This is a genomic window from Bradyrhizobium sp. AUGA SZCCT0222 (assembly GCF_018130205.1).
Taxonomy (GTDB): Bacteria; Pseudomonadota; Alphaproteobacteria; order Rhizobiales; family Xanthobacteraceae; genus Bradyrhizobium.
The window spans coordinates 235,168-254,796 of sequence record NZ_JAFCLX010000004.1 but is presented as its reverse complement, the minus strand read 5'-3'; the positions used below and the strand labels follow the sequence as shown (position 1 = coordinate 254,796).

The window sequence follows — 19,629 nt, the reverse complement described above, 5'->3', positions numbered from 1 at the left end:
GCCGTTCCCGCTTGCGCTTCTCCGACAGCTTGACGCCTGCAACGGGCGCCAGGACCACACGGTTTTGCCGTACGCTTATCCACGCCGTCGTCGAGGCGTAAACCAGCGTCCACCGCAACCCGCCCAACGTCCGTGACGACGGCCGACGCCCTTCTGAGTAGGACGGGATGGGCGAATATATGCCCCTGATTTGCGTTCTGGTAAACAGAAATATTTTTTATTTCGGGGCTTGACACGACTTCCGTAAATCGGAAGTGATTTGCCCCGGCTACGCCAAGGCTACGAAGGGCGCGGCCGTCGGGTTACTTTGTCGCACTCAACCGTCATTGCGAGCGCAGCGAAGCAATCCATTCCTCGGCTGGCGCGCCATGGATTGCTTCGCTTCGCTCGCAATGACACGGAGAGAACGACATCCAAATCAAGCTGTCATTCCGGGCTCGCGCTACGCGCGCCCCGGAATGACGGGCGGAGAGAGTCGTGATAAGAGTGGCTGGCCAACTCGCACGGGAGCAGGTTGTGAAAGCATTTGGTCTGGCTGTCATGCTGGGCGTCATCGCGGCGCTGTCGCCGGCGCGCGCGCTCGAGGTGAGCGGCACTTCCGGCTTTCTCGGGGAATGGGAAGTGACTGCCACGGTCACCGAAACGGCATCCGGGCGCATCAGGGACTACCGTGGCCCGCTCGTGCTGAAGCATATTGGGCTGTGCACCCAGGATGGCCCGGTGGAGAAAAAGGGCGAAATGCGCCTGCAGATCTCGGCCTCGTCCCAGTTGAACGCGACATTGTCGATGCCGGGCACCGAATGCACGGCCAGCGGACCCTTGTCCGATGGCTACAACGGCACCATGACCTGCTCCGATAAGCAGGTCATTCCGCTTCGGCTGCGGGTGAAATAATCAAGGCGGACGCCACTGGCTAGAGTGTGATGACTTCTCTTCGATTCGTCATCCCACTCTAGCTCTTTGTTTGAGCATGATCTTTTCGGAAAACCGGTTCCCACTTTTCCGGATCATGCTTTAGCCGCCGGTTATGCCGGCGACGCGCAGGCCCGCGACGAACCGGTCGATGAAGCCCTGATCATTGCAGAAGAAGAGCTCCTGCCGCGCGGTATCCGTTTTGTAACCCGGCTTGCGTTGCAGCAGTTCGGCGGCCACCGCTTCGGCCTGAGCCTTTTCGCCGAGACGGCCGAGCGAGGCTGCCAGTGTTGCAAACGCCCGATACGGAACATTGGGCTGCCGAGTTGCCCTGCGGGCAAACTCGACGGCGATGTCGTACTCACCGAGCGAGAAATGCGCCCAGGAGCGCACGTGGTGGAAACTCCAAAGATGGCTGTCGCGCGGACTGAGCATGGTCGCTCGATCGAGCAGCGTTTCCGCTTCGATCTCCCGCCCGTACCAGAGTAGATTGAATCCTTGCGCAAAATACCCTTGCGCAAAGCTTGGATTGAGTTCCAGCGACAGGTCGATCGCCGCCAGCGCTTCGTCATTCTGACGGGTCAGGCACAGCGCACGGCCGAGGGCGCAGTGACAAAAACAATCGAGGTCGTCGAGCGCCACGGAGACACGCGCCTGGCGCAACGCCGTCTCCAGCCGAGCCGGACGATCCCTGGGCTCGTCATACAGCGAGCGCTGAACATTGACGTAAGCGAGCGCGCCATGGCCGCGGGCAAAATCCGGATCGGCTTCGATCGCGCGCCTAAAATAGGCCTCCGCCTGGTCAAACCCCGGTGTGGTAAATCGCCATAGATTCCATAGGCCGCGCTGGTAGCAATCCCAGGCATCCAGGCTTTCCGGCGCCTTGCGGGCAGCCAGTTGCTGCTCCACCTTCGACAGCTCCGGTTCGATCGTGGCCGCGATCTGCCGTGCCATCTCCTCCTGGATATCGAAAATATTCTCGAGCTGAAGATCGTATTTGTCGGACCAAAGCTGTTTTCCGTCCGCAGCCCGGGCCAGTTCCGCCGTGATCCTGACCGCGTCGCGACTCTTGCGAACGCTGCCGGACATCACATAACTCACGCCAAGCTGGGCACCGACCTCACGCGCATCGACCACGCGCCCCCCGAATCCGACCGTTGAGTGGCGCGAGATCACGGAAAGCCAGCGATTGCGGGCCAGCAGGCGGATGATGTCTTCGGTCAAGCCGTAGCTGAAATAGTCGTTCTCCGGGTCATTCGACATGTTCTCAAACGGCAGGACCGCGATCGACGATCGCGCGATGGCTTCCGCCTTCACCGCTTCCGAGACGACATCGTCGAGATGAGACACGTCGGTGGCAATCGAGACCTGCGCGGGAACGACACCCGCCGCAGCGGTATCGTCTGGCGCAAGCCTGACCGCATCGGCATCCGACGCTGCGACCGCCTGAACATCGCCGACGAACCGGAAGCCACGCCGGTGCAACGTCCTGATAAAAAGCTGATCCGTTCCGTTGTCGCCAAGCACGCGTCTGGCGCCATTGATGCGGCTGGAGAACGCGGCTTCCGAGATCGCCCGGCCATTCCAGACCGTGTCGATCAACTCATCCTTGCTGACGACCCGGTCATGGTTGCGCACCAGATGAACAATGACATCGAAGACCTGAGGCTCGATGTGGACGGATACGCCCTCGCGGCGCAACTCGTGTTGACCAAGGTCGATCTCGAAATTGGAAAATCGGTATCTCATTACCACCTCGGCGGAGGCCACGCCACAATCCTCAGCATTGCAGATCGAAATCAACCTCTGGCGGAGGAAAAACCAACGTCTCCTGAAGGAGTCCGCCAAGCGTGAGGGCGCATCTCAATTTACAGACGGGTCAAGGATCATACAACCGGAGACGTCACATGATCGGCTCGTCTGATTTCCACGCTTACGGATATTCCGCCAGACGGCCCGTTGCCGCACGGCAACGCGGCCAGCATCATGCAATGCGGGCGCTTGCGCCGTTCCAGTCCACGACGACGCCAACCCTGCTGAGGAAGATCCTCGTCCTGGCCGCGCGCCTGAGGCGATTCCTCAATGGCCAGGTGGCGGCCGCGATCGCCCACCATGAGCGAGAGGCCGCGTCAATCGCGCAGCGAAAGCTCGATCAACGCCGGCTGGACAAGACGCGCATCTACTGCGGCCCGATCGACCAGGTCCTGGCAGCCGCGAGGCAGCGCAAGCGCGCCGCCTGAACCGGCTTGAACGAAGAGATTTCCGAGCAACTGCATATTTCAAAGGAGACTGAAGATGTCGATTACGATGCAAACGGGTACGCCTGCCGCAATCCCTTCCTTTGCGATGCGAGTGCTCGCCCTCTGCTACGGCGGCCTCGCCTATCTGATTTTCCTCGGCACATTCCTGTACGCGGTCGGCTTCGTCTCGCGACTGGTCGTCCCCAAGACCATCAACACCGGCCCGGCCTCTTCGCTGTCGACGGCGTTGCTGATCAACCTCATCCTGATGTCGATCTTCGCTGTGCAGCACAGCGGGATGGCGCGGCAGGGCTTCAAAAGACTGTTCGCGCGCTTCGCCTCACCGGCGATCGAGCGCTCCACCTACGTCCTGCTCGCCAGCCTCAGCCTGATCCTGCTGTTCTGGCAATGGCAGCCGATGCCGGCGGTGGTCTGGAACATCGAAGGGCCGGTCTTCGCCGGCGTCGTGACCGCGATTGGCTTTATGGGCTGGCTTATCGTGCTCTACAGCACCTTCCTGATCAGCCATTTCGAGCTGTTCGGATTGACGCAGGTGGTGGCGCATTTCGCCGGACGCATGACCGCGCCGATCGCGTTCAGGACGCCCGGGCTGTACAGCCTGATCCGGCATCCGATCTATCTCGGCTTTATCATCGCCTTCTGGTCGACGCCTGTCATGACGCTGGGACACCTGCTGTTCGCCTCAGTCACTACCGCCTACATCTTCGTCGGCATCTGGCTGGAAGAGCGCGACCTCGTCGCATTCTTCGGCGACGAATACCGCAAATATCGCGAGCGGGTCGCCATGATTCTGCCGGGCCTGTTCTGAGCGAACGCGGCGATTTCCACGACGACGTGAAACGGCCCCCGGCGACGCCGGGGGCCTGGAGATCGTTGATGGGATCCTTCGCTGGGCTCAGCGGCAGATCGTCTTGTAGGCGACGACGTGCTCGCCGGTGTAGCGATCAAAGCGGGTGATCTTCTTTTCGAAGCAGTCGTCGTTGTAGCCACCCGTGCGGTATCCATGGTCCTGGCGCGCATTGGCCGCAGCGGTGGCGACAACCGCACCGGCGACCAGAGCGGCGGCGACGCCGAGGACAGTGCGTCCATTGGCGGCGGATGCGGTGGTCGGCGCGACAATCGTCGAGCCAGCGATCAGAGCGACGGTCAGGGTAGCGATGATGGTGTTGCGAAACATGATGATCTCCAGGGGGTATCTGAGGCGGCGAACCATTTCGCCGATGACCTGACCCTAGAGAGCTTCCTTCCGACACGCTGTTCCCTGGGGAACAGGCCAGACTCCGCACCGCAACGAACTACGGCATAACGCAAATGGGTTGGATCACAGCGTCTCTTGCTTGTGGCCGCATTGCTTGCAGGCGAATTTGACGCGGGTGGCGCCCTTTTCGGCCTGCAGACGGTTTGGCGCGCCACATTTGCCGCAAGTTGTCTCGATTCGCGTATTGCCCTGCTTGATGGTCAGGTTTCTCTTTTCCATGGTCTCGCGGATCAGGCGCTCGGCCTCCTCGCGCATCGCTTGCTTGTCCATCAGCCGCACCTGTCATGAAGAACGCTTGCCGCGTAAGATGTCAGGCACCTAACACATTTTGATGTCGGCCGTCACGCCGCTTCCGGCGTCAATGCGAGGATGCGCCGCACCAGCGCGAGTGCGGTTTCGGTGGCGGGATCGGCGGAAATAACGGGAACGGCCAGCACCAGCAGATCGACCGGTTGATGCGACAAAATAATCACATGCGTGGCATTGCCGGCCTTCATCAGCGACATCAACCGTTCGACCGCGGGATCCGTCGCGGCAAGGCCCCATGGCGCTTCGGGACGGCGCAACACCCGGCGCGTCGACAGCGCCTTCCGCAACAATGGCGGATCGTAGGCGGCAAGATCGCTTTCGCGAAGGCGCCGGGCGCTTTCGAACATCGGATGGCGCGCCAGTTCCGCGATCAATTCGTCGCGGGTACGGGCCGCGGACGCCGCGACGGAATTCAAAACACCCGGCACCTGGGCTTCGAACAGCGCGCGCAGCGTGTCGGTCATCAGGCCGATGGTCAGCACGCCCGCAATCGCGATCGCGCAGAAGCGCATGATTTGCGCGGCATCGACATCCGGCGACACGCAGGCGGCAGCGGCGCCGAGGGTAGCGGAACTCACCAGCCGCAGCGCCGTCATCAGGATACCCTGCCGCCGCGTTTCGCTGCCGCCACCCGCGATCAACACGGCGGTGACGACCAATAGCGCACCGAGCGCGCCAAGCCGGACCGGCATATCAGGCGCGAGCGCCTGATAATCCGTGACGATGAAGGGGATCACGATCAGCGCGCCGGCCGCGAGCCGGCCGATGCTGCGGTTTTCGGAGGCCAGCAACGAGGTCCGGTCCCGCGTCGCCAACAGCCACGCGCAAATGACAAATCCCGCAAGCTGGAATATCGCCAGCGCGATCGCATAAGGCGTCGTGTAGCTCTCCAGCCCGAACACACCGCCGAGGCCGATCACGACGGCGCCCGCCAATGCCGCGATCTTGGCCGCACGCGGCGCGTGACGCCGCAAAATACCTTCCGTGACAATGAGCGCGCCGAGCGGCAGCAGCGCCGCCGGAATCAGCGACAGCCGGTCGAGCAGCACGCTGCCGGTCCACCACGCCACGCCGCGCGTCAAGAACAACAGCGCGACGACGCCAAGCAGCAGGAGCAGGCGCTGGGTCAATGGGCTCTTGGGATCACGCCGGTACAGCGCGAACATCGCGACGCAAAGCCCGAGCGCGCCGCAGAGATTGACGATGGAATCGGCGATCACGCCTGATGACATCGGGCTCATCGGCCGCTCCCTCGCGGCCGCAAGGTACCGAAGGCGCGCGTATCGTCCAGCCAATGCAAAAGCGGAAGCACCAGGCGTTGCAGCGCCAGCACGGCGGAGGCCGCCAGCAGCGCCGGCATCGAGCCGGCCGGCACCTCGCGCTGCAGATAGCGCCGCGCGCCGGCGAGATCGACGCGGCCGAGCTGCAGCACATCGTCGCCCCTGGCGTAGTCGAGTTCGCGCAGGCAGAACGCGTTGTATTGCTCGTCGCGATGCTTTGGCGCCACGTCCCAGGTTTTCTTCAGCGCGTCCGATCCACCGGTATAGGCGTCGGTGATCACGAAACGCGTCTCGTCGAACCCGGCCTCATCACCGACGCCGAACACCGCGCGATGCTCGCGCATGATGCCGCGCGCCAGTTGCAGATGGGCGAAGCTCTGCCGCGCATTGGCATCAGCCGAGGGAAACACATCCGAAAACGTGTCGCAGACCATTCCGAACACGGAAGGCACCTGCGTGACGTTCGAGATCCATTTGGGACGAAAACCGTCGCGGGCGAACAGCACCAGCGTGGTCAGGCCGTAGAGCACCCAGGACAGCCCCTGCCCCTGCACGTCAGGATCGACCATCACGAGGCCGAGATGGGTGACCTCCTGCTCCTCGCCGTCGAGCTCGACGGACATCACCGACAGCGCGTTGAAGGCGATCGGGCGGCCGGTGGCTTCTTCACGGATCAGCGTAACGATGGCGCGCGACAGGCGTTCGCGTTTCCCGGAGAAGATGCCGTAGGTGAGACTGCCGGCCGGCAGGGTCTTGCCGGCGACGGTGCGCAGATCCGCAACGAGCTGGTCGAGATCTTCCTGCGGCAGCGACAGGCCCGGGCTTTCGACGATCCGCGTCTGCAGGCCGGTATGGGTGCGCAAGGTGAGATCGATGGTTTCCTGCGAGAACGCCTTCAGCCAGAACGCCGCGTAGCCGGGCAGACGTCCGGCTGCAGCGCGGACCTGCCCGAAACCATGACGGATCGCCGAATTGCCGCTCCAGAAAGACGCCATGCCACCTGCCCGCACCCGATCCGGATTTGTGCGCCGGGCCCGTTAAGGAGCCATGAGTGCGGCACGTTGCGGTGGCGAGAGGGTAAACGATGTGTTGGCGGCGTCAAACAATCCGCAAAGGCAGACATCGTGCCGGGCAGACAAACGGCGGATGCCGAAGCACCCGCCGTCTGCCTTCGCCAGCCACGGCGCTCACGTTACGTGGACCGATTACGTGGATTTGGAAACTTCCATCAGCAGCCGCTCGGCCTTGGCGTCTTCCAGACGGTTCACCATCCGGTCGCTTTCGTGCATGTCGCGCACGGTCTTGGTCAGGGTGACGCAGCACTGCACGAGCATCAGGATGCCCATCGTGAGATAGCCCTTGATCCAGAGATCGACGGGGAGGAAGTAGACGCCGACGGCGACCATGAAGGCCGAGGCCGCGAACGAGACATACGTAAAGGTGACCCACGCGTTGCTGTGATGCTGGACATTCTGGTTCATGGCGCCATCCTGCTGATGCGGCTGAAACGAAGGACCGGTCCCGGCCCGGTGACGTGTCCCGTTGCGGAACCTCCGCCACCGACTCCTGCGCCCGCGCCAGTTAACGAGATATGATCAAAGCACCCTCAGGTTGCGCAAGGGTAAACGATACATTGAGCGGCCACGTCAAATGATTCATGACCGGGAACCGCTGATGTCGCCGGGCCGGGTTTTTTGGGCGTTATAGTCGTGCGCAAGCAACGAACACAGGCCCATGCAAAACGCGCCGCCGATTCCGAACGGTATCGACATGTCCTGCGGCAGCGGTCCAAGCACGGCGCGCGGCAGCACCATGGCCGCCGTCGCGCCGACCAGCGCCGTCAGGGGCGCCCTCAGCAGGAGCGGGATCGCGCGGGCCAGCTGTCCATCAAGGACCCCCACGATCGCCGAAACCGGAAAGGTGACAAGAAACAACAGCACCGCGAAGAAGAGGACAAAGCTTTCAAAGGGCATTCCAACCGCGACCCAGGTCGTGAGAACGACCGATAACGGACCTAGCAGCAGGAACACCAGCGTTCGATTCATGGAAGTCAGTCCTTCATGACGGACGACTGCAGCCATAATCATGCGACAACAACGAGCACACGGCCATATTGAGTGCGCCGACAGCCCCAACCGCGATCGAGGAATCCAGCGGCATCGGCCCAAGCAAGGCGGCCGGCGGGCCAACGGCGAGCAGCGCGCCTGACAGCGCCGCCAGCGGCGCCCGCAACGCGATCGGCATAATGCGGGACAGCACGCCGTCTATGATCCCGGTGACGATAGATGCAAGCAGGCCGAAGACAAACACCACCCCCATGATGACGGAAAGCAGGTAACCTAGTCCGCCGAGCACGGCCTCATATGCCAACAATTCGAAGACGCCGGGCAGCGGACCCAACAACCCAAACACGAGCGTGCGTCGCAGCCAGGGCAGATCCGTAAACAGCGATCCGCGGTCGGCATCATTTTCGGGAGGGTTTTCAGTAGACACGTGCATTGCCCTTGGTCCTGTGTTCACCTTGTAACATGACTTCGCCCATTGGCGTGGTGGACGCTTAACGCGATCGTTGATGAACCGGCGCGCCCCGGAGAAGCGAACAGCGGATGCCGGCTTTCAAGTGTTCGTACGGCCATATTCGTGCGACAGCACTGAGCACACGCCCATGCAGAATGCGCCGCCGATCGCAAGCGCCATCGACATCTCCTGCGGCAGCGGTCCGAGCAAAGCGGCCGGCAGACCAACGGCGGCCACCGCGCCGACGAGCGCGGCCAGGGGCGCGCGCAAGAAGATCGACAAGGTGCGGGACAGGATGCCGTCGACGAGCCCGGTGATTGCCGATACCAGCAGGGCGATGACAAACACCTGCTTGCCGATGAGCACGAGCCAGGCGTTAAGTCCGCCGCTCGCAACGTCGGGTGACAAGGCGACGAGAACTCCGAGGATCGGACCCAGCAACAGGAACACGAGCGCCCGTCGCAGCGAGGGTGGATCGGCCCATGCCGGCACGTCGCGACCGTCATCATTTTCGAGAGGATTCTCGGAAGAGATATGCATCGTCCTCACCTTTTCTCTTGCCGTGTAAATTGGAGTTCGCGGGGTGGCGCTCTAAGGCGATTGTAGATGAGCCGGAGCGCCCCCCCGGAGAAACGAACGGCGGATGCCGAAACACCCGCCGCCCGCCTTCGCCAGCACGCGCCACAGGTTTACGCGGCCTTCGAAACTTCCATCAGCAGGCGCTCGGCTTTCGCATCTTCGATGCGGTTCACCAGCTTGCCGCTTTCGTGCATGTCACGGACGGTCTTGGTCAGGGTGACGCAGCACTGGACCATCATGATGATGCCCATCGTGAGATAGCCCTTCATCCAGAGATCGATCGGCAGGTAGAACAGGCCGACGGCGACCATGAAGACGGAGGCGGCGAACGATACATAGGTGAAGGTGACCCAGGCATTGCTGTGGGGTTGGACATTCTGGTTCATGATAGTCTCCTGTGTGTGGACGTTTGAGGTTGGGTGTTAATCGAAGGCTCGGTTCAGTCGGCTTGCCTCAGTAGGCTTGGTTCAACGGGTCGTTCAGGTCGTCTGCGTGCGCTTGGCGTTCAGCCGTGCGAGCACGTCATCAGCGGTCGTTTTCAGTCGCGGGCCAAAGCCCTGTTCGGCGAGCTTTTCGGCGGTCGCCAAAGGTCCTGAGGCGGCGTCGAGTTCGATCAGGGCTTCGTCGGCGGCCTGGGCTTCCATCTGCCGTTCGCGCAGGCGCTTCAGGGTCCGCTCCGCTTCGGGCAGCGTGGATTCGTAAGGGCGCGTCGCCTCCACCCCGCCGCGGCGCATGGCGCGAACCGCTTCCGACGCACGGGCGATGCGGCGGCCACGATCGAGCTCTGTGATCCGGGACTCCGCACCGGCGACCTGGCGCTTCATCCGCGTGATTTCGGACGCGAACAGCGTGCGCGCGGTCATCGCGGCGTCGCGGTCGGCTTCGAGATTGGCGATCGCTTGCGCGGCCTCGCGGGCGAGATCTTCCCGGCCGGCATCGAGCGCCGCGGTGGTGCGCACTTCGAGATCGGCGATCCGGGCGTTGGTGGCGTCGAGCCGGCGGCCCTCCTGCTGATCGCCGGCGATCGCCAGCGCCAGTGTCCGCTTGGAGCGCTCCACGGCCGCAGCGGCGTCGCGCATCTGCTGGTCGAGGATCAGAAGTGCCGAGCGGTCTTCCAGTTCTTCTCCCGCCGCAGCCACGCTGCCCCGGAAAAGCGTCAAAACAGTTTTGAACATTTGCAGCTCCCTGTGTTATGAGCATTGCTCATGAATCAGTTGTAGCACATCTTGAGCATTGCTCAAGAACAATTTTGAGCAACGCTCAAGAAAAATGAGAAAAATGTCTAAGGCACTGGAAAGACGAGCTAAATTACGCGAGGACTTGATCCTGGCGGCGGAACGGAGCATTTCCACGGGCGGTTTGGGGGCCCTGAAGACGCGGGAACTGGCGCGGGAGATCGGCTGCGCCAATGGGGCGGTCTATAATCTGGTCGACGATATGGACGAACTGGTCCTGCTGGTGGGATCGCGCACGCTGCGACGGCTCGATGCCGCGCTGAGCGAAGCCGAAAGCGCGGGTCCCCCCTCGCCGACCGAGACGCTGGTGCGGATTGCGGTCGCCTATTGCGATTTCGCCGCCGAAAATCTCGAACTCTGGCGCGCGCTGTTCGAACACCGCATGACGCCGGGCAAGCCGATCCCGGAATGGGCGGTCAGCGAGCAGATGGATCTGTTTCGCCACATCTTCCAGCCGCTCGCTGCATTGCTGGCGTCACGATCTCCAGGCGAACTCGGCGTCACGGCGCGCAGCCTGTTCTCCGCCGTGCACGGCATGGTGCTGCTCGGCCTCGAACAGAAGCTGATCGCGGTGCCGGTCGAGGCGCTGCGCGCGGAGATCGCGGTTATCGTGCGGGCGATGGTGAAGGGGCTGACGGCGGGACGGGACTGAGCCATTTTTCGAGCGGACGGGTGCTGCCTTTTCATCAACCATTGGTTGACTGCGTGTTTCGGATATTGGACGCTAGGCGGGCACCATTTAGGGACGCGCCATGGAATTATGGGCTCTCACATCCATTTGCAAAGGCGTCGAGTCGCTAGCGAAGCTGGAAGCAAGCCATCCAGTTCTGGGGCAGAGGCTCGCGGCGTTCGTCGAGACCGTGAATCAATGCTGTCACCAGGCCTATGAACGTTTTTCCGGCTACCTCAGCGACGTCATAGCGCTCTCGCTGACCCCGACGAGCCAGGAACGAGATCGCGTCCTGCAGCGCCTGGCAGAAGCCCCGAGCAGCACATGGTTTCGAGATGTCGCCAGCATCTGTGACAAGCTGGCTGTCCTCGCCGACCAGCACGACGGTCAGATAGAGACGCAAATAAGACGCGCTTCCGACGACAGCGCCGGTGACAGGCATTCGCTGCAGATGCTGCTGATGATCCTGCGGAAACATGAAGGGGACTTGAAGGCGGACATCCGCGAGGCCGTATATCGGCTGACGACCCAGATCACCGACGGCAAGATCGACGATGCGCGATCGGGCGCGCAACGACTGACGCGCGAGATCGACGAAAATCTGACACGAATAAGCGTTGTCGCCGGGAAAATCACAGGTTCAAGCGCCAGAGGCGCACAGGACTTCCTGCAAACCGCGACCGCTGATGTCAGCGTGCCGGCTCAACCAAATCGACCGCAACGAACGGTCGTTATCCTGATCCACGGCATTCGCACCGCCGCCTGGTGGCAAAGCCGCGTCGCATCGATCTTTTCCGATGAGCTCGGCGCAACGGTCATCCCCTTGAAATACGGCTATTTTGATCTGTTCCGGTTCCTGTGCCCGTTCGGCTTCTGCCGCCGCGGTCCGATCGAGCGGCTGCGAAAGCAGTTGCAGGGAATTCGCGACAATTTCGGCCAGGCAAGGCTGGTCGTGTTTGCCCACAGTTACGGCAGCTATGCGCTGGCGCGCGTCCTGCTGGAAAACTCCCGCTTTACGTTCGACCGGGTGATCCTGTGCGGATCGATCGTGCCTGAGGATTTCGACTGGGATCGCGTGCAGGACCAGATCCTCACCAAGGATAACGACAAGCGCGACGCGATCATCAACGAGTGCGGAACCCGTGACGTCTGGCCGGTGTTCGCAAGCTCGGTAAGCTGGGGTTACGGCGCCAGCGGAACATACGGCTTTGGCGTGCAAAACGTCCGCGACCGTTATCACCCTTCGGGCCACAGCGCCTATTTCGCGAGCGACTTCGTGCGCCAGTACTGGGTTCCCGCGGTCGCCGGACTGCCGATCGATTTCTCCGCAACCGATCGGGATGAGAATACCGCGAGCCCGGCATGGTTCGCACTGTTGCGGCTTCCGCTGCGGTTCGTCCTGTTTGCGGCTATTCCGGCGCTGCTTTTGATCGGCGGGTATCAGGCTGTCAATGCCTCGCAGAACGGCTGGTGCTGGCCGGGCACGACGCGCGCTGAAAGCAGCTGCGTCAACATCGCCGAATTAAGCAGCCGCAAGGAAATCAAGGAGAGGATCAGCTCACTGCTCGTGGATACCAATGCCGTGCTCGACCTCAAGGGTGGCATGCTGTTTGGCGCGATGGATCGATACCAGCCGACGCCGCAGGACTGGAACAACATTCTGTCGATCGTCAAAAACCTTCAGGATCGGATCACTACGTCCTTGAACGAAATCACGACTTATAACTCTTACCTTTCGCCCAACGGCGACAAGTACATTCTGCTTACGAAAACCGGCAAGATCTACATTGAAGCGCAATACTGGCATGCCTTCGAGAACGTCCGGCAGCAACTCCTGGGACGAAGCACGATCTTCACGCGGATGGCCGCAGCCACATCCCCGCCGGAGCGCGCCCAGGTTCAGCAATGGGGTGACGACCTGAAAAAACTTCATTTCGAGTTGCAGGAAGCAGTCAAGCCGATCGAGCAGTTGCTCTAGAGCCATATCCGTTCCGATCAAATCGGAACGGGGCTCTAGATTCTTAGGACGCGTTTTCTTGACGCGAACCGGTATCCACTTCGCTCGAAAACGCTCTAGCCTCGCAATGCAGCCGGCATCGCCTGCGGCGCCCACGCAAGTCCAAGGGAGGCGAGCGCATGGAACAGGCCGCACACGAACCAGCCCATCGTCAGCGCCAGGAACGACAACTTCGCCAGGATATCAGCCAGCGGCAAATCATGGCCCGCGATCGAGCTGTTGTAGATCTGGACCGAAATCGCCAGCAGCAGCGCGCCAATCAGGGCAAAGAAAGTGATGCGCTGCGATCTGGTGAGCCACCGCATCACCAAAAAATAGAGCGGCGAGACAAACGCCCCCGCCATCAAACCGCCGACGATCCAGAAATCCGCCATCTCAGCCCCCTGAGTTTCTCGTAAGCCAGAGATACACAGGAGGCGTTGAAGGGCGGTGCGGAGGTGGAGCCGGATTTTAGTAAAATTTTACGTAGTCGGTCAGACCAACGAGGAACGCCGTCATGCCCGGGCTTGACCCGGGCATCCACGACTTACTTGGGTCGACCACCAAAGACGTGGATGGCCGGGTCAAGCCCGGCCATGACGAAGAACAAGAACCGTAGGGTGGGCAAAGCGAAGCGTGCCCACCATTACACGATTGGCTAGAATGGTGGGCACGGCGCTTGCGCGCCTTTGCCCACCCTACCCGTTCGTCACACCGTCAGAACCGTCGACCCGGTGGTCTTGCGCGCGGCAAGATCGGCATGCGCCTTGGCCGCGTCCTTCAGCGGATAGGTCTGATGCACCTCGATCTTGACCGCGCCTGATTTCACCACCTCGAACAATTCGTTTGCCATCGCCACAAGATTCTCGCGCTTGGCGGCGTAGGTGAACAGCGTCGGGCGGGTGACGTAGAGCGATCCCTTCGCAGCCAGCAGGCCGAGGTTGAGCGGCTCGACGGCGCCGGAGGACGCGCCGAACAGCGCGGCGACGCCGAGCGGCGCGAGGCAATCGAGCGATTTCAGGAACGTGTCCTTGCCGACGGAATCATAGACCACGGGCACTTTGGCGCCGCCGGTGATTTCGTCGACGCGTTTTACGAAATCCTCCTTGGTGTAAATAATCGTGTGGGCGCAACCATGGGCTTGCGCGAGCTTCGCCTTCTCCTCGCTGCCGACGGTGCCGATCACGGTGGCGCCGAGATGTTTGGCCCACTGGCCGAGGATTAGGCCGACGCCGCCGGCGGCGGCATGCAGCAGGATGGTATCGCCGGATTTGACCCGATAGGTCTGCCGGATCAGGTATTGCGTGGTCAGGCCCTTCAGCATCATCGCGGCCGCGGTCTTGTCATCGATGCCGTCGGGCAGCTTCAGCAGGCGATCGGCCGGAATCAGCCGCGCCTCGGAATAGGCGCCAAGCGGCGAAGCACCGTAGGCGACGCGATCGCCGGGCTTCAGATCGGTGACGCCGCTGCCGACTTCCTCGACCACGCCAGCCCCCTCGCTGCCCAACCCGCTCGGCAGTTGCACGGGATAGACCCCCGAGCGGTTGTAGATGTCGACGAAGTTCAAACCGACCGCGGTGTGGCGGATGCGCGCCTCGCCCGGTCCAGGCTTGCCGACCTGGACTTCCTCCCAGGTCAAAACTTCAGGACCGCCGGTCTTGTGAAAACGGATGGCGTGCGTCATGGGATGCTTCTTCCTTCGGGTGGGATGAAAAGAGAAAAATGTTGCGGCGGTTCAAGTCTCGATGATGACGTAGCTGTCCTCGACATGGACCGCAAAGGTTTCGGCCACATAGGGGCCCTTCTCGAGGTCTTCAAGACCTTTGGCAAGTTCTTGAGTAAGCTCTTCGCCGCGTTCGATCGCAACCGGATAAGAACGGATCTTGACGCGCTTCGGATCGAAATAGGATTGCCCGTTGCGCATGTCGAATTCCCAGCCGTGCCAGGCGCAACGCAGCAGCTCGCCGACGCGCGAGCGCTGATAGACACCGGGCTCCGGCGAGGTCAATCGCGCCACGCACGCCGCCTTCTCCAGCGGCGCACCAGCGTGCGGACAACGATTGAGCAACGCAAAGAATTCGCCATTGACGTGGAACACGACGATGTCGCGGCCCTCGACGCCAAAGACCTTGTTGCCGCCGGGCGGGATGTCTGAGGTGCGGGCGACGATGTGCCGGGCCATGCTTGGGTTAAACCATCATAGCTTGTAGACCGAGCGCGCGTTGCTGCTGAAAATCTTCTGGCGCTCGATCTCTGACAGCGGCGTCCTGAACGCGAAGCGCGGATCGTCGAAGTCCCAATGCGGGTAATCCGACGAGAACAGCAGGCGATCGACACCGACCCATTCGATCAGCGAGCGCAAATGTTTTGCCTCATCCGGCTCGTCGATCGGCTGCGTCGTGAACCAGAAATGCTCCTTCACATATTCCGACGGCTTGCGCTTCAGATGCGGCACCTCGCTGCGGAAGGTCTCAAAATGCCGGTCCATCCGCCACATGGCAGGCGGGATCCAGCCGAAGCCGCCCTCGATGAACACGATCTTCAGGTTCGGGAAACGTTCAGGGATTCCTTCGAGCACGAGGCTGCAGAGCATCGACGCCATGGTATGCGCGTTGCTCTGGTGTTCTTCAGCATAATAAGACGGCCAGCCGCCGCCGGTCGGCGCGTGCCCGCCATAGCCGCCGACGTGAATGCCGAGTGGCAGGCCGAGTTCCTGCGCGCGCTCGTAGATCGGCCAGTAGCGGCGGCGGCCCAAGGGTTCATTGGCACGCGGGCAGACGTTGATCTGCACATAGCGGCCGGTCTTGGCGCAGCGTTCGATTTCGGCGATCGCGAGCGCGGTGTCGTCCTGGCCGGCGAGGATGGAAGCCTTCAATCGCGGATCGCGATCGGACCAGAAGGCGAGCTGCCAGTCGTTGATGGCGCGCTGGATCGCGGCGCCGAATTCGAGATTCTGCTGCGAGAAGATGAAGAGGTCGAGCACCTGCAAAATGCCGTACTCGACATCGAGGGGATCGAGGTGCTGCTTCTGCATGAAGGCGAGATCGGAGCCCGGAGGCCCGCCGGTCGGCGGCCACGCATCACGCCGCGCGATCAAGGGTGAGGAGCGCGGATAGGGCGTGGTGCCGATATAGGGCGTGCGCAAATGGCTGCCATATTCCCTGAAATGCTGTTGCCAGCGCTTCGTCATGAACTGGTCGAGGTCGCTATGGGCATGGATGCTCGGATGCACGTCGCAGTCGATGATGCGCAGCCGGCTCTTGGCGGCGGCTTCCTGTTCCAAAATCGGGCGGTCGATGACGTCGCTCATGCGATCCTCCTCATAAGGTAGTTCAAGCCGCAAGCTTCAGCCGCGGAAAGGTTTCCAGCGGATTGTCGGCGCACATGCGCGAAACGATACTGGCCGGCAGATGCGGCGGCATCGCGTCATTGCCGTCGAACTGCCAGTGCGGATAGTCGGACGCAAACAGGAACATCTTGTCGGAACCGATCTGCTCGATGATATCTGCGACGCCAGCCGCATCCGGCGGGCCATCGAACGGCTGCATCGTGACGCGAAAATGGTCGCGGATGATCGAGGCCGGCTCGCGTTCGACCCAGGGCACCTCGACGCGCACGCCGCGCCAGGTCTTGTTGGCGCGCCACATGAAGGCCGGCAGCCAGCTGACGCCTGATTCCATCAGCACCACCTTCAAGCCCGGGAATTTGCCGAACACGCCCTCATAGACCAGACTCAGTATCTGGGCCTGAAACGCCTGCGCCTCCATCAAATAAAATTCGTAGCGGTAGGACGGCCAGCCGATCGAACTCGGCGCGCCCCGGTACTGGCTGCCGGCATGGATCGCGATCGGCAGCATGTGTTTCTCGGCGGCCTGATACACCGGCCAAAAGTGACGCTTGCCGAGCAACTGATCGCCCTGCGCCAGCACCAGCACGGAGACAAAGCGCTGATCACCCGCAAGCCGCTCGATTTCCTCGACCGCGAGATCCGGCGCCTGCATCGGCACCACGATCGAGGCGCGCAGCCGCTTGTCCTTCGAGAGCCATTCGGCCGCGATCCAGTCGTTGATCGCCTTGCAGAACGCTGCGGCCATATAGGGATCGAACACCGCTTGCGCACCGTACAACACATTGCAGATCGCGTGGCTGGCGCCGAGCTGGTCGAACGCACCGCGCTGCACCATCGCGAGGTCGCTGCCGGGCTTGCCCGTCGCAGGGCGCCAGTCGGCGCGGCCGGACAACGGCATGCTCGGCGGATAGGAATTGAGATCGAGGCCGTCGATGGCGCGGCTGACGACCTGCTCTTTCCAGTGATCGTCGAGATAGGGCAGCAGCGTGGTGCGGGTTCCGCCCACCGCGGGATGGATGTCGCAGTCGATCCGCGTGGCCGCCATGGCGTTTCCTTGAGTGTCTTTATTGGCAACGAGTGCGTCGCCCCGCAAATGTGCCGCCGATGTGCTGGCTGCGCAAGGGTCGAACGTGGAAACCGACCGGGTGGCAGACCTTGGATGGACGCATGGCGAGCGATATTCGCGGCCTTGCGGCACGGCAGCAAAGCGCAAATACTCGTCTCAAGCGGGCCGGGAAAGATTCCGGTTGAACCCGCACGAAACAGAGACCGGGGGAGAAACGTTATGACGCATACGGAGCGGAAGGCCGCTAGTTGCGAGAACAGCATGCAGATCGACCGGCGCAGATTCTTAGGGAGCACGGGTCTTGCTGCCTTCGGAGTCACCCTCGGGATTTCCGGCAGCGGCGCCGACATTTCCGCCACCTATGCACAAGGCACCGCGCCCGCGGCCGCCGCGCCGAAAGGGCCGCAATATCTGAAATTCCCCGGCAAGAATGAAAAGCTCGTCCTGCTCGGCGACAAGCCGCTGGTGGCGGAGACGCCGGAGAGCCTGCTCGACGACGATACCACGCCGATCGAGAAGTTCTTCATCCGCAACAACGGACAGCTGCCCGAAGAGGCGAAGAATCCCGACGCCTGGAAAATTACCATCGACGGCGAGGTCAACAACAAGATCGAGATCACGCTCGGCGAGTTGAAATCGAAATACAAGACGGTGACGCGGCGCATCGTGCTGGAGTGCGGCGGCAACGGTCGCGGGGCATTCTCGCCACCGGCGCGCGGCAACCAGTGGAGCAATGGCGGGGTCGGCTGCGCCGAATGGACCGGCGTGCCGCTTGCCGATGTGCTCAAGAGCGCGGGGCTCAAACCCAGCGCGAAATACACCGCGCATTATGCGGCCGATCTGCATCTGTCTGGTGACGCAACCAAGCCAACGATCTCGCGCGGCGTGCGCATCGAGAAGGCGATGGATCCGAACACGCTGATCGTATGGGCGATGAACGGCCAGCCGCTGCCGAACATCCATGGCGGGCCGGTGCGCCTGATCGTGCCGGGCTGGCCCGGCTCGGCATCGCAGAAATGGCTGACGCGCATCACCATCCGCGACAAGGAACATGACGGGCCGGGCATGACCGAATTTTCCTATCGCACCCCGATCAAGCCGATGATCCCGGGCGACAAGGGCGATCCGTCAAACTTCCGGATCCTGGAGTCGATGCCGGTTCGCTCGATCATTACCAGCCCGGCGAATGGCGCCAAGTTCGCGGCCGGAACGAAGGAGCTGAAGCTGCGCGGCGCGTCGTGGGCCGGCGACCTCACGGTGAAGCAGATCGACGTCTCGACCGACTTCGGTGCGAGCTGGCAGCGCGCGAAGCTGGAAAAGCCGAAGAACAAATATGACTGGCAGCGCTGGACCGCGAGCGTGAAGCTGGCTTCCGACGGCTATTTTGAAATCTGGACGCGCGCGACCGATTCAAAGGGAGCGATGCAGCCGCACCAGGCCGGCTTCTGGAATCCGCAGGGCTATGGCGGCAACGCCATGCACCGGATCGCGGTGCTGGTGGGCTGATGCTGCGAGCTTTGGGAATGGCTGTCGCCGCACTGCTGTGGATGACGCCGGCGATCGCCCAGACCGCCTTCACGCCGCGTGACGAAAGCCCGGAGGAATTTAGCCCCGGGGCCGGCCGCGACGAGACCTTCTATGCCTGCACGGCCTGCCATGGTTTCAAGCTCGTGGCCCAGCAAGGTTTGACGCGCGCGCAATGGGAAGACTCGATCAACCTGATGATCAGGCGTCACAACATGCCGCCACTCGACGACAAGGATCGCGCCGTGGTGTTGGGCTATCTCGAAGCCGCCTATCCGCCGCGAGCCCCCGCCGCACGCGGCGGCTGGCAGAACCCGTTTAGCAAGTGAGGTGACGCGGGTCGCACAGCGGTGGCGGCGCCGGTTCTTCATTTGAACCGGACAATAGAGCGGGTTCCCAATATCGGAACCAAGGCCGGTTCCTTGCGCTCGCGGCTCCGGGTCATCCGAGGTACCTCCGCTGCGCAGTAGAGGGAAAAAACGGCATGAGCGTAGGTTAGGCGCCGCAGGCAAGGATTTCTTGCCATCTGCTGTCCGTAAAACGGCGACGTACCGAAAGCTCCGTTTATTCGAAGTGGCAGCGTTGGTGCCATCGGCAGGCTCGCAATACTTCACGCCTTTCTGAATGCCAACCGCACTCGTGTTTGTATCCGTGCTGCGCTTTGCTTTCTCTC

24 protein-coding genes are annotated in these 19,629 nt (G+C 62.1%); 7 read left to right on the top strand and 17 right to left on the bottom strand.

The genetic code is table 11. The annotated features are described in order from the left end of the window. Positions 1 to 516: 516 nt before the first annotated feature. Positions 517 to 894, top strand: coding sequence for a hypothetical protein (locus JQ629_RS05405; protein WP_212411665.1), 378 nt, complete (start codon positions 517 to 519; stop codon positions 892 to 894). A 120-nt stretch (positions 895 to 1,014) separates the two neighbouring features. On the opposite strand, the gene JQ629_RS05400 is transcribed toward JQ629_RS05405, so the two are convergent. Next, positions 1,015 to 2,760: a winged helix-turn-helix domain-containing tetratricopeptide repeat protein gene (locus tag JQ629_RS05400; RefSeq protein WP_212411662.1), complete on the bottom strand. Its 1,746-nt coding sequence runs from the start codon at positions 2,758 to 2,760 to the stop codon at positions 1,015 to 1,017. A gap of 59 nt (positions 2,761 to 2,819) precedes the next feature. Here JQ629_RS05400 and JQ629_RS05395 point away from each other — a divergent pair, with 59 nt between their 5' ends. Beyond that, positions 2,820 to 3,152, top strand: coding sequence for a hypothetical protein (locus tag JQ629_RS05395; RefSeq protein ID WP_212411660.1), 333 nt, complete (start codon positions 2,820 to 2,822; stop codon positions 3,150 to 3,152). A 55-nt stretch (positions 3,153 to 3,207) separates the two neighbouring features. Continuing rightward, positions 3,208 to 3,981 carry a methanethiol S-methyltransferase gene (gene mddA / locus JQ629_RS05390; RefSeq protein ID WP_212411658.1) on the top strand — a complete coding sequence of 258 codons (774 nt, stop codon included), beginning with the start codon at positions 3,208 to 3,210 and terminating at the stop codon, positions 3,979 to 3,981. A gap of 87 nt (positions 3,982 to 4,068) precedes the next feature. Here the strand turns inward: mddA and JQ629_RS05385 are convergent, their stop codons facing one another. The 10 genes from JQ629_RS05385 to JQ629_RS05340 all read right to left on the bottom strand — a co-directional run bounded on the left by JQ629_RS05385 (position 4,069) and on the right by JQ629_RS05340 (position 10,291). After that, positions 4,069 to 4,350: a hypothetical protein gene (locus JQ629_RS05385; protein WP_212411656.1), complete on the bottom strand. Its 282-nt coding sequence runs from the start codon at positions 4,348 to 4,350 to the stop codon at positions 4,069 to 4,071. Positions 4,351 to 4,494: 144 nt separating this feature from the next. Continuing rightward, on the bottom strand, positions 4,495 to 4,701 hold the full coding sequence (locus JQ629_RS05380; RefSeq protein ID WP_192740350.1) for a hypothetical protein: 207 nt from the start codon (positions 4,699 to 4,701) through the stop codon (positions 4,495 to 4,497). A 71-nt stretch (positions 4,702 to 4,772) separates the two neighbouring features. Then, entirely contained in the window at positions 4,773 to 5,972 is a 1,200-nt protein-coding gene (locus tag JQ629_RS05375) for a hypothetical protein (protein WP_212411688.1), read from the bottom strand. 5 nt (positions 5,973 to 5,977) lie between these two features. Further along, complete coding sequence (locus JQ629_RS05370; RefSeq protein WP_212411654.1) at positions 5,978 to 7,015, bottom strand: hypothetical protein; 1,038 nt, start codon at positions 7,013 to 7,015, stop codon at positions 5,978 to 5,980. 210 nt (positions 7,016 to 7,225) lie between these two features. Next, positions 7,226 to 7,501 (bottom strand): YiaA/YiaB family inner membrane protein, encoded by a 276-nt coding sequence (locus tag JQ629_RS05365; protein ID WP_192740352.1) that lies wholly within the window; start codon positions 7,499 to 7,501, stop codon positions 7,226 to 7,228. Positions 7,502 to 7,675: 174 nt separating this feature from the next. Further along, a complete protein-coding gene (locus tag JQ629_RS05360) occupies positions 7,676 to 8,065 on the bottom strand; it encodes a hypothetical protein (protein WP_212411652.1) in 390 nt (129 codons plus the stop codon). Between the two features lie 13 nt (positions 8,066 to 8,078). Beyond that, a complete protein-coding gene (locus tag JQ629_RS05355; protein WP_212411650.1) occupies positions 8,079 to 8,513 on the bottom strand; it encodes a hypothetical protein in 435 nt (144 codons plus the stop codon). A 123-nt stretch (positions 8,514 to 8,636) separates the two neighbouring features. Beyond that, the gene (locus tag JQ629_RS05350) at positions 8,637 to 9,077 is read right to left on the bottom strand and encodes a hypothetical protein (protein WP_212411649.1); all 441 of its coding nucleotides are present in this window, start codon (positions 9,075 to 9,077) and stop codon (positions 8,637 to 8,639) included. Between the two features lie 149 nt (positions 9,078 to 9,226). Then, entirely contained in the window at positions 9,227 to 9,502 is a 276-nt protein-coding gene (locus tag JQ629_RS05345; RefSeq protein WP_192740356.1) for a YiaA/YiaB family inner membrane protein, read from the bottom strand. A gap of 93 nt (positions 9,503 to 9,595) precedes the next feature. Next, entirely contained in the window at positions 9,596 to 10,291 is a 696-nt protein-coding gene (locus tag JQ629_RS05340; RefSeq protein ID WP_211993859.1) for a PspA/IM30 family protein, read from the bottom strand. Between the two features lie 103 nt (positions 10,292 to 10,394). Between JQ629_RS05340 and JQ629_RS05335 the strand changes: the two genes are divergently transcribed. Next, entirely contained in the window at positions 10,395 to 11,003 is a 609-nt protein-coding gene (locus JQ629_RS05335; RefSeq protein ID WP_212411648.1) for a TetR/AcrR family transcriptional regulator, read from the top strand. 145 nt (positions 11,004 to 11,148) lie between these two features. Here JQ629_RS05335 and JQ629_RS05330 read toward each other — a convergent pair whose 3' ends face one another. Next, the gene (locus tag JQ629_RS05330) at positions 11,149 to 11,499 is read right to left on the bottom strand and encodes a hypothetical protein (protein ID WP_212411647.1); all 351 of its coding nucleotides are present in this window, start codon (positions 11,497 to 11,499) and stop codon (positions 11,149 to 11,151) included. A 9-nt stretch (positions 11,500 to 11,508) separates the two neighbouring features. On the opposite strand from JQ629_RS05330, the gene JQ629_RS05325 reads away from it, so the two are divergent. Further along, entirely contained in the window at positions 11,509 to 12,999 is a 1,491-nt protein-coding gene (locus tag JQ629_RS05325; protein ID WP_212411646.1) for an alpha/beta hydrolase family protein, read from the top strand. A 95-nt stretch (positions 13,000 to 13,094) separates the two neighbouring features. Here JQ629_RS05325 and JQ629_RS05320 read toward each other — a convergent pair whose 3' ends face one another. The 5 genes from JQ629_RS05320 to JQ629_RS05300 all read right to left on the bottom strand — a co-directional run bounded on the left by JQ629_RS05320 (position 13,095) and on the right by JQ629_RS05300 (position 17,411). Beyond that, the gene (locus JQ629_RS05320; RefSeq protein ID WP_212411645.1) at positions 13,095 to 13,412 is read right to left on the bottom strand and encodes a hypothetical protein; all 318 of its coding nucleotides are present in this window, start codon (positions 13,410 to 13,412) and stop codon (positions 13,095 to 13,097) included. A 314-nt stretch (positions 13,413 to 13,726) separates the two neighbouring features. Further along, positions 13,727 to 14,701 (bottom strand): quinone oxidoreductase family protein, encoded by a 975-nt coding sequence (locus JQ629_RS05315; protein ID WP_212270129.1) that lies wholly within the window; start codon positions 14,699 to 14,701, stop codon positions 13,727 to 13,729. A gap of 51 nt (positions 14,702 to 14,752) precedes the next feature. Further along, positions 14,753 to 15,199, bottom strand: coding sequence for a Rieske (2Fe-2S) protein (locus JQ629_RS05310; protein WP_212270130.1), 447 nt, complete (start codon positions 15,197 to 15,199; stop codon positions 14,753 to 14,755). Between the two features lie 15 nt (positions 15,200 to 15,214). After that, on the bottom strand, positions 15,215 to 16,327 hold the full coding sequence (locus tag JQ629_RS05305) for an amidohydrolase family protein (protein ID WP_212411644.1): 1,113 nt from the start codon (positions 16,325 to 16,327) through the stop codon (positions 15,215 to 15,217). 22 nt (positions 16,328 to 16,349) lie between these two features. Continuing rightward, the gene (locus JQ629_RS05300; RefSeq protein ID WP_212411642.1) at positions 16,350 to 17,411 is read right to left on the bottom strand and encodes an amidohydrolase family protein; all 1,062 of its coding nucleotides are present in this window, start codon (positions 17,409 to 17,411) and stop codon (positions 16,350 to 16,352) included. A gap of 240 nt (positions 17,412 to 17,651) precedes the next feature. On the opposite strand from JQ629_RS05300, the gene JQ629_RS05295 reads away from it, so the two are divergent. Then, positions 17,652 to 18,938 (top strand): sulfite oxidase, encoded by a 1,287-nt coding sequence (locus JQ629_RS05295; protein WP_212411641.1) that lies wholly within the window; start codon positions 17,652 to 17,654, stop codon positions 18,936 to 18,938. 17 nt (positions 18,939 to 18,955) lie between these two features. After that, on the top strand, positions 18,956 to 19,285 hold the full coding sequence (locus JQ629_RS05290; RefSeq protein WP_249134827.1) for a hypothetical protein: 330 nt from the start codon (positions 18,956 to 18,958) through the stop codon (positions 19,283 to 19,285). The last annotated feature ends 344 nt before the right edge of the window (positions 19,286 to 19,629 follow it).

What these genes read in the sequence shown, in the direction of transcription:
- JQ629_RS05395 (WP_212411660.1), top strand. Translation starts at nt 2,820, where the DNA reads ATGATCGGCTCGTCTGATTTCCACGCTTACGGATATTCCGCCAGACGG.
- mddA (WP_212411658.1), top strand. Translation starts at nt 3,208, where the DNA reads ATGTCGATTACGATGCAAACGGGTACGCCTGCCGCAATCCCTTCCTTT.
- JQ629_RS05385 (WP_212411656.1), bottom strand. Translation starts at nt 4,350, where the DNA reads ATGTTTCGCAACACCATCATCGCTACCCTGACCGTCGCTCTGATCGCT.
- JQ629_RS05380 (WP_192740350.1), bottom strand. Translation starts at nt 4,701, where the DNA reads ATGGACAAGCAAGCGATGCGCGAGGAGGCCGAGCGCCTGATCCGCGAG.
- JQ629_RS05375 (WP_212411688.1), bottom strand. Translation starts at nt 5,972, where the DNA reads ATGTCATCAGGCGTGATCGCCGATTCCATCGTCAATCTCTGCGGCGCG.
- JQ629_RS05370 (WP_212411654.1), bottom strand. Translation starts at nt 7,015, where the DNA reads ATGGCGTCTTTCTGGAGCGGCAATTCGGCGATCCGTCATGGTTTCGGG.
- JQ629_RS05365 (WP_192740352.1), bottom strand. Translation starts at nt 7,501, where the DNA reads ATGAACCAGAATGTCCAGCATCACAGCAACGCGTGGGTCACCTTTACG.
- JQ629_RS05360 (WP_212411652.1), bottom strand. Translation starts at nt 8,065, where the DNA reads ATGAATCGAACGCTGGTGTTCCTGCTGCTAGGTCCGTTATCGGTCGTT.
- JQ629_RS05350 (WP_212411649.1), bottom strand. Translation starts at nt 9,077, where the DNA reads ATGCATATCTCTTCCGAGAATCCTCTCGAAAATGATGACGGTCGCGAC.
- JQ629_RS05345 (WP_192740356.1), bottom strand. Translation starts at nt 9,502, where the DNA reads ATGAACCAGAATGTCCAACCCCACAGCAATGCCTGGGTCACCTTCACC.
- JQ629_RS05340 (WP_211993859.1), bottom strand. Translation starts at nt 10,291, where the DNA reads ATGTTCAAAACTGTTTTGACGCTTTTCCGGGGCAGCGTGGCTGCGGCG.
- JQ629_RS05335 (WP_212411648.1), top strand. Translation starts at nt 10,395, where the DNA reads ATGTCTAAGGCACTGGAAAGACGAGCTAAATTACGCGAGGACTTGATC.
- JQ629_RS05330 (WP_212411647.1), bottom strand. Translation starts at nt 11,499, where the DNA reads ATGTTTCCGCAGGATCATCAGCAGCATCTGCAGCGAATGCCTGTCACC.
- JQ629_RS05320 (WP_212411645.1), bottom strand. Translation starts at nt 13,412, where the DNA reads ATGGCGGATTTCTGGATCGTCGGCGGTTTGATGGCGGGGGCGTTTGTC.
- JQ629_RS05315 (WP_212270129.1), bottom strand. Translation starts at nt 14,701, where the DNA reads ATGACGCACGCCATCCGTTTTCACAAGACCGGCGGTCCTGAAGTTTTG.
- JQ629_RS05310 (WP_212270130.1), bottom strand. Translation starts at nt 15,199, where the DNA reads ATGGCCCGGCACATCGTCGCCCGCACCTCAGACATCCCGCCCGGCGGC.
- JQ629_RS05305 (WP_212411644.1), bottom strand. Translation starts at nt 16,327, where the DNA reads ATGAGCGACGTCATCGACCGCCCGATTTTGGAACAGGAAGCCGCCGCC.
- JQ629_RS05300 (WP_212411642.1), bottom strand. Translation starts at nt 17,411, where the DNA reads ATGGCGGCCACGCGGATCGACTGCGACATCCATCCCGCGGTGGGCGGA.
- JQ629_RS05295 (WP_212411641.1), top strand. Translation starts at nt 17,652, where the DNA reads ATGACGCATACGGAGCGGAAGGCCGCTAGTTGCGAGAACAGCATGCAG.
- JQ629_RS05290 (WP_249134827.1), top strand. Translation starts at nt 18,956, where the DNA reads ATGGCTGTCGCCGCACTGCTGTGGATGACGCCGGCGATCGCCCAGACC.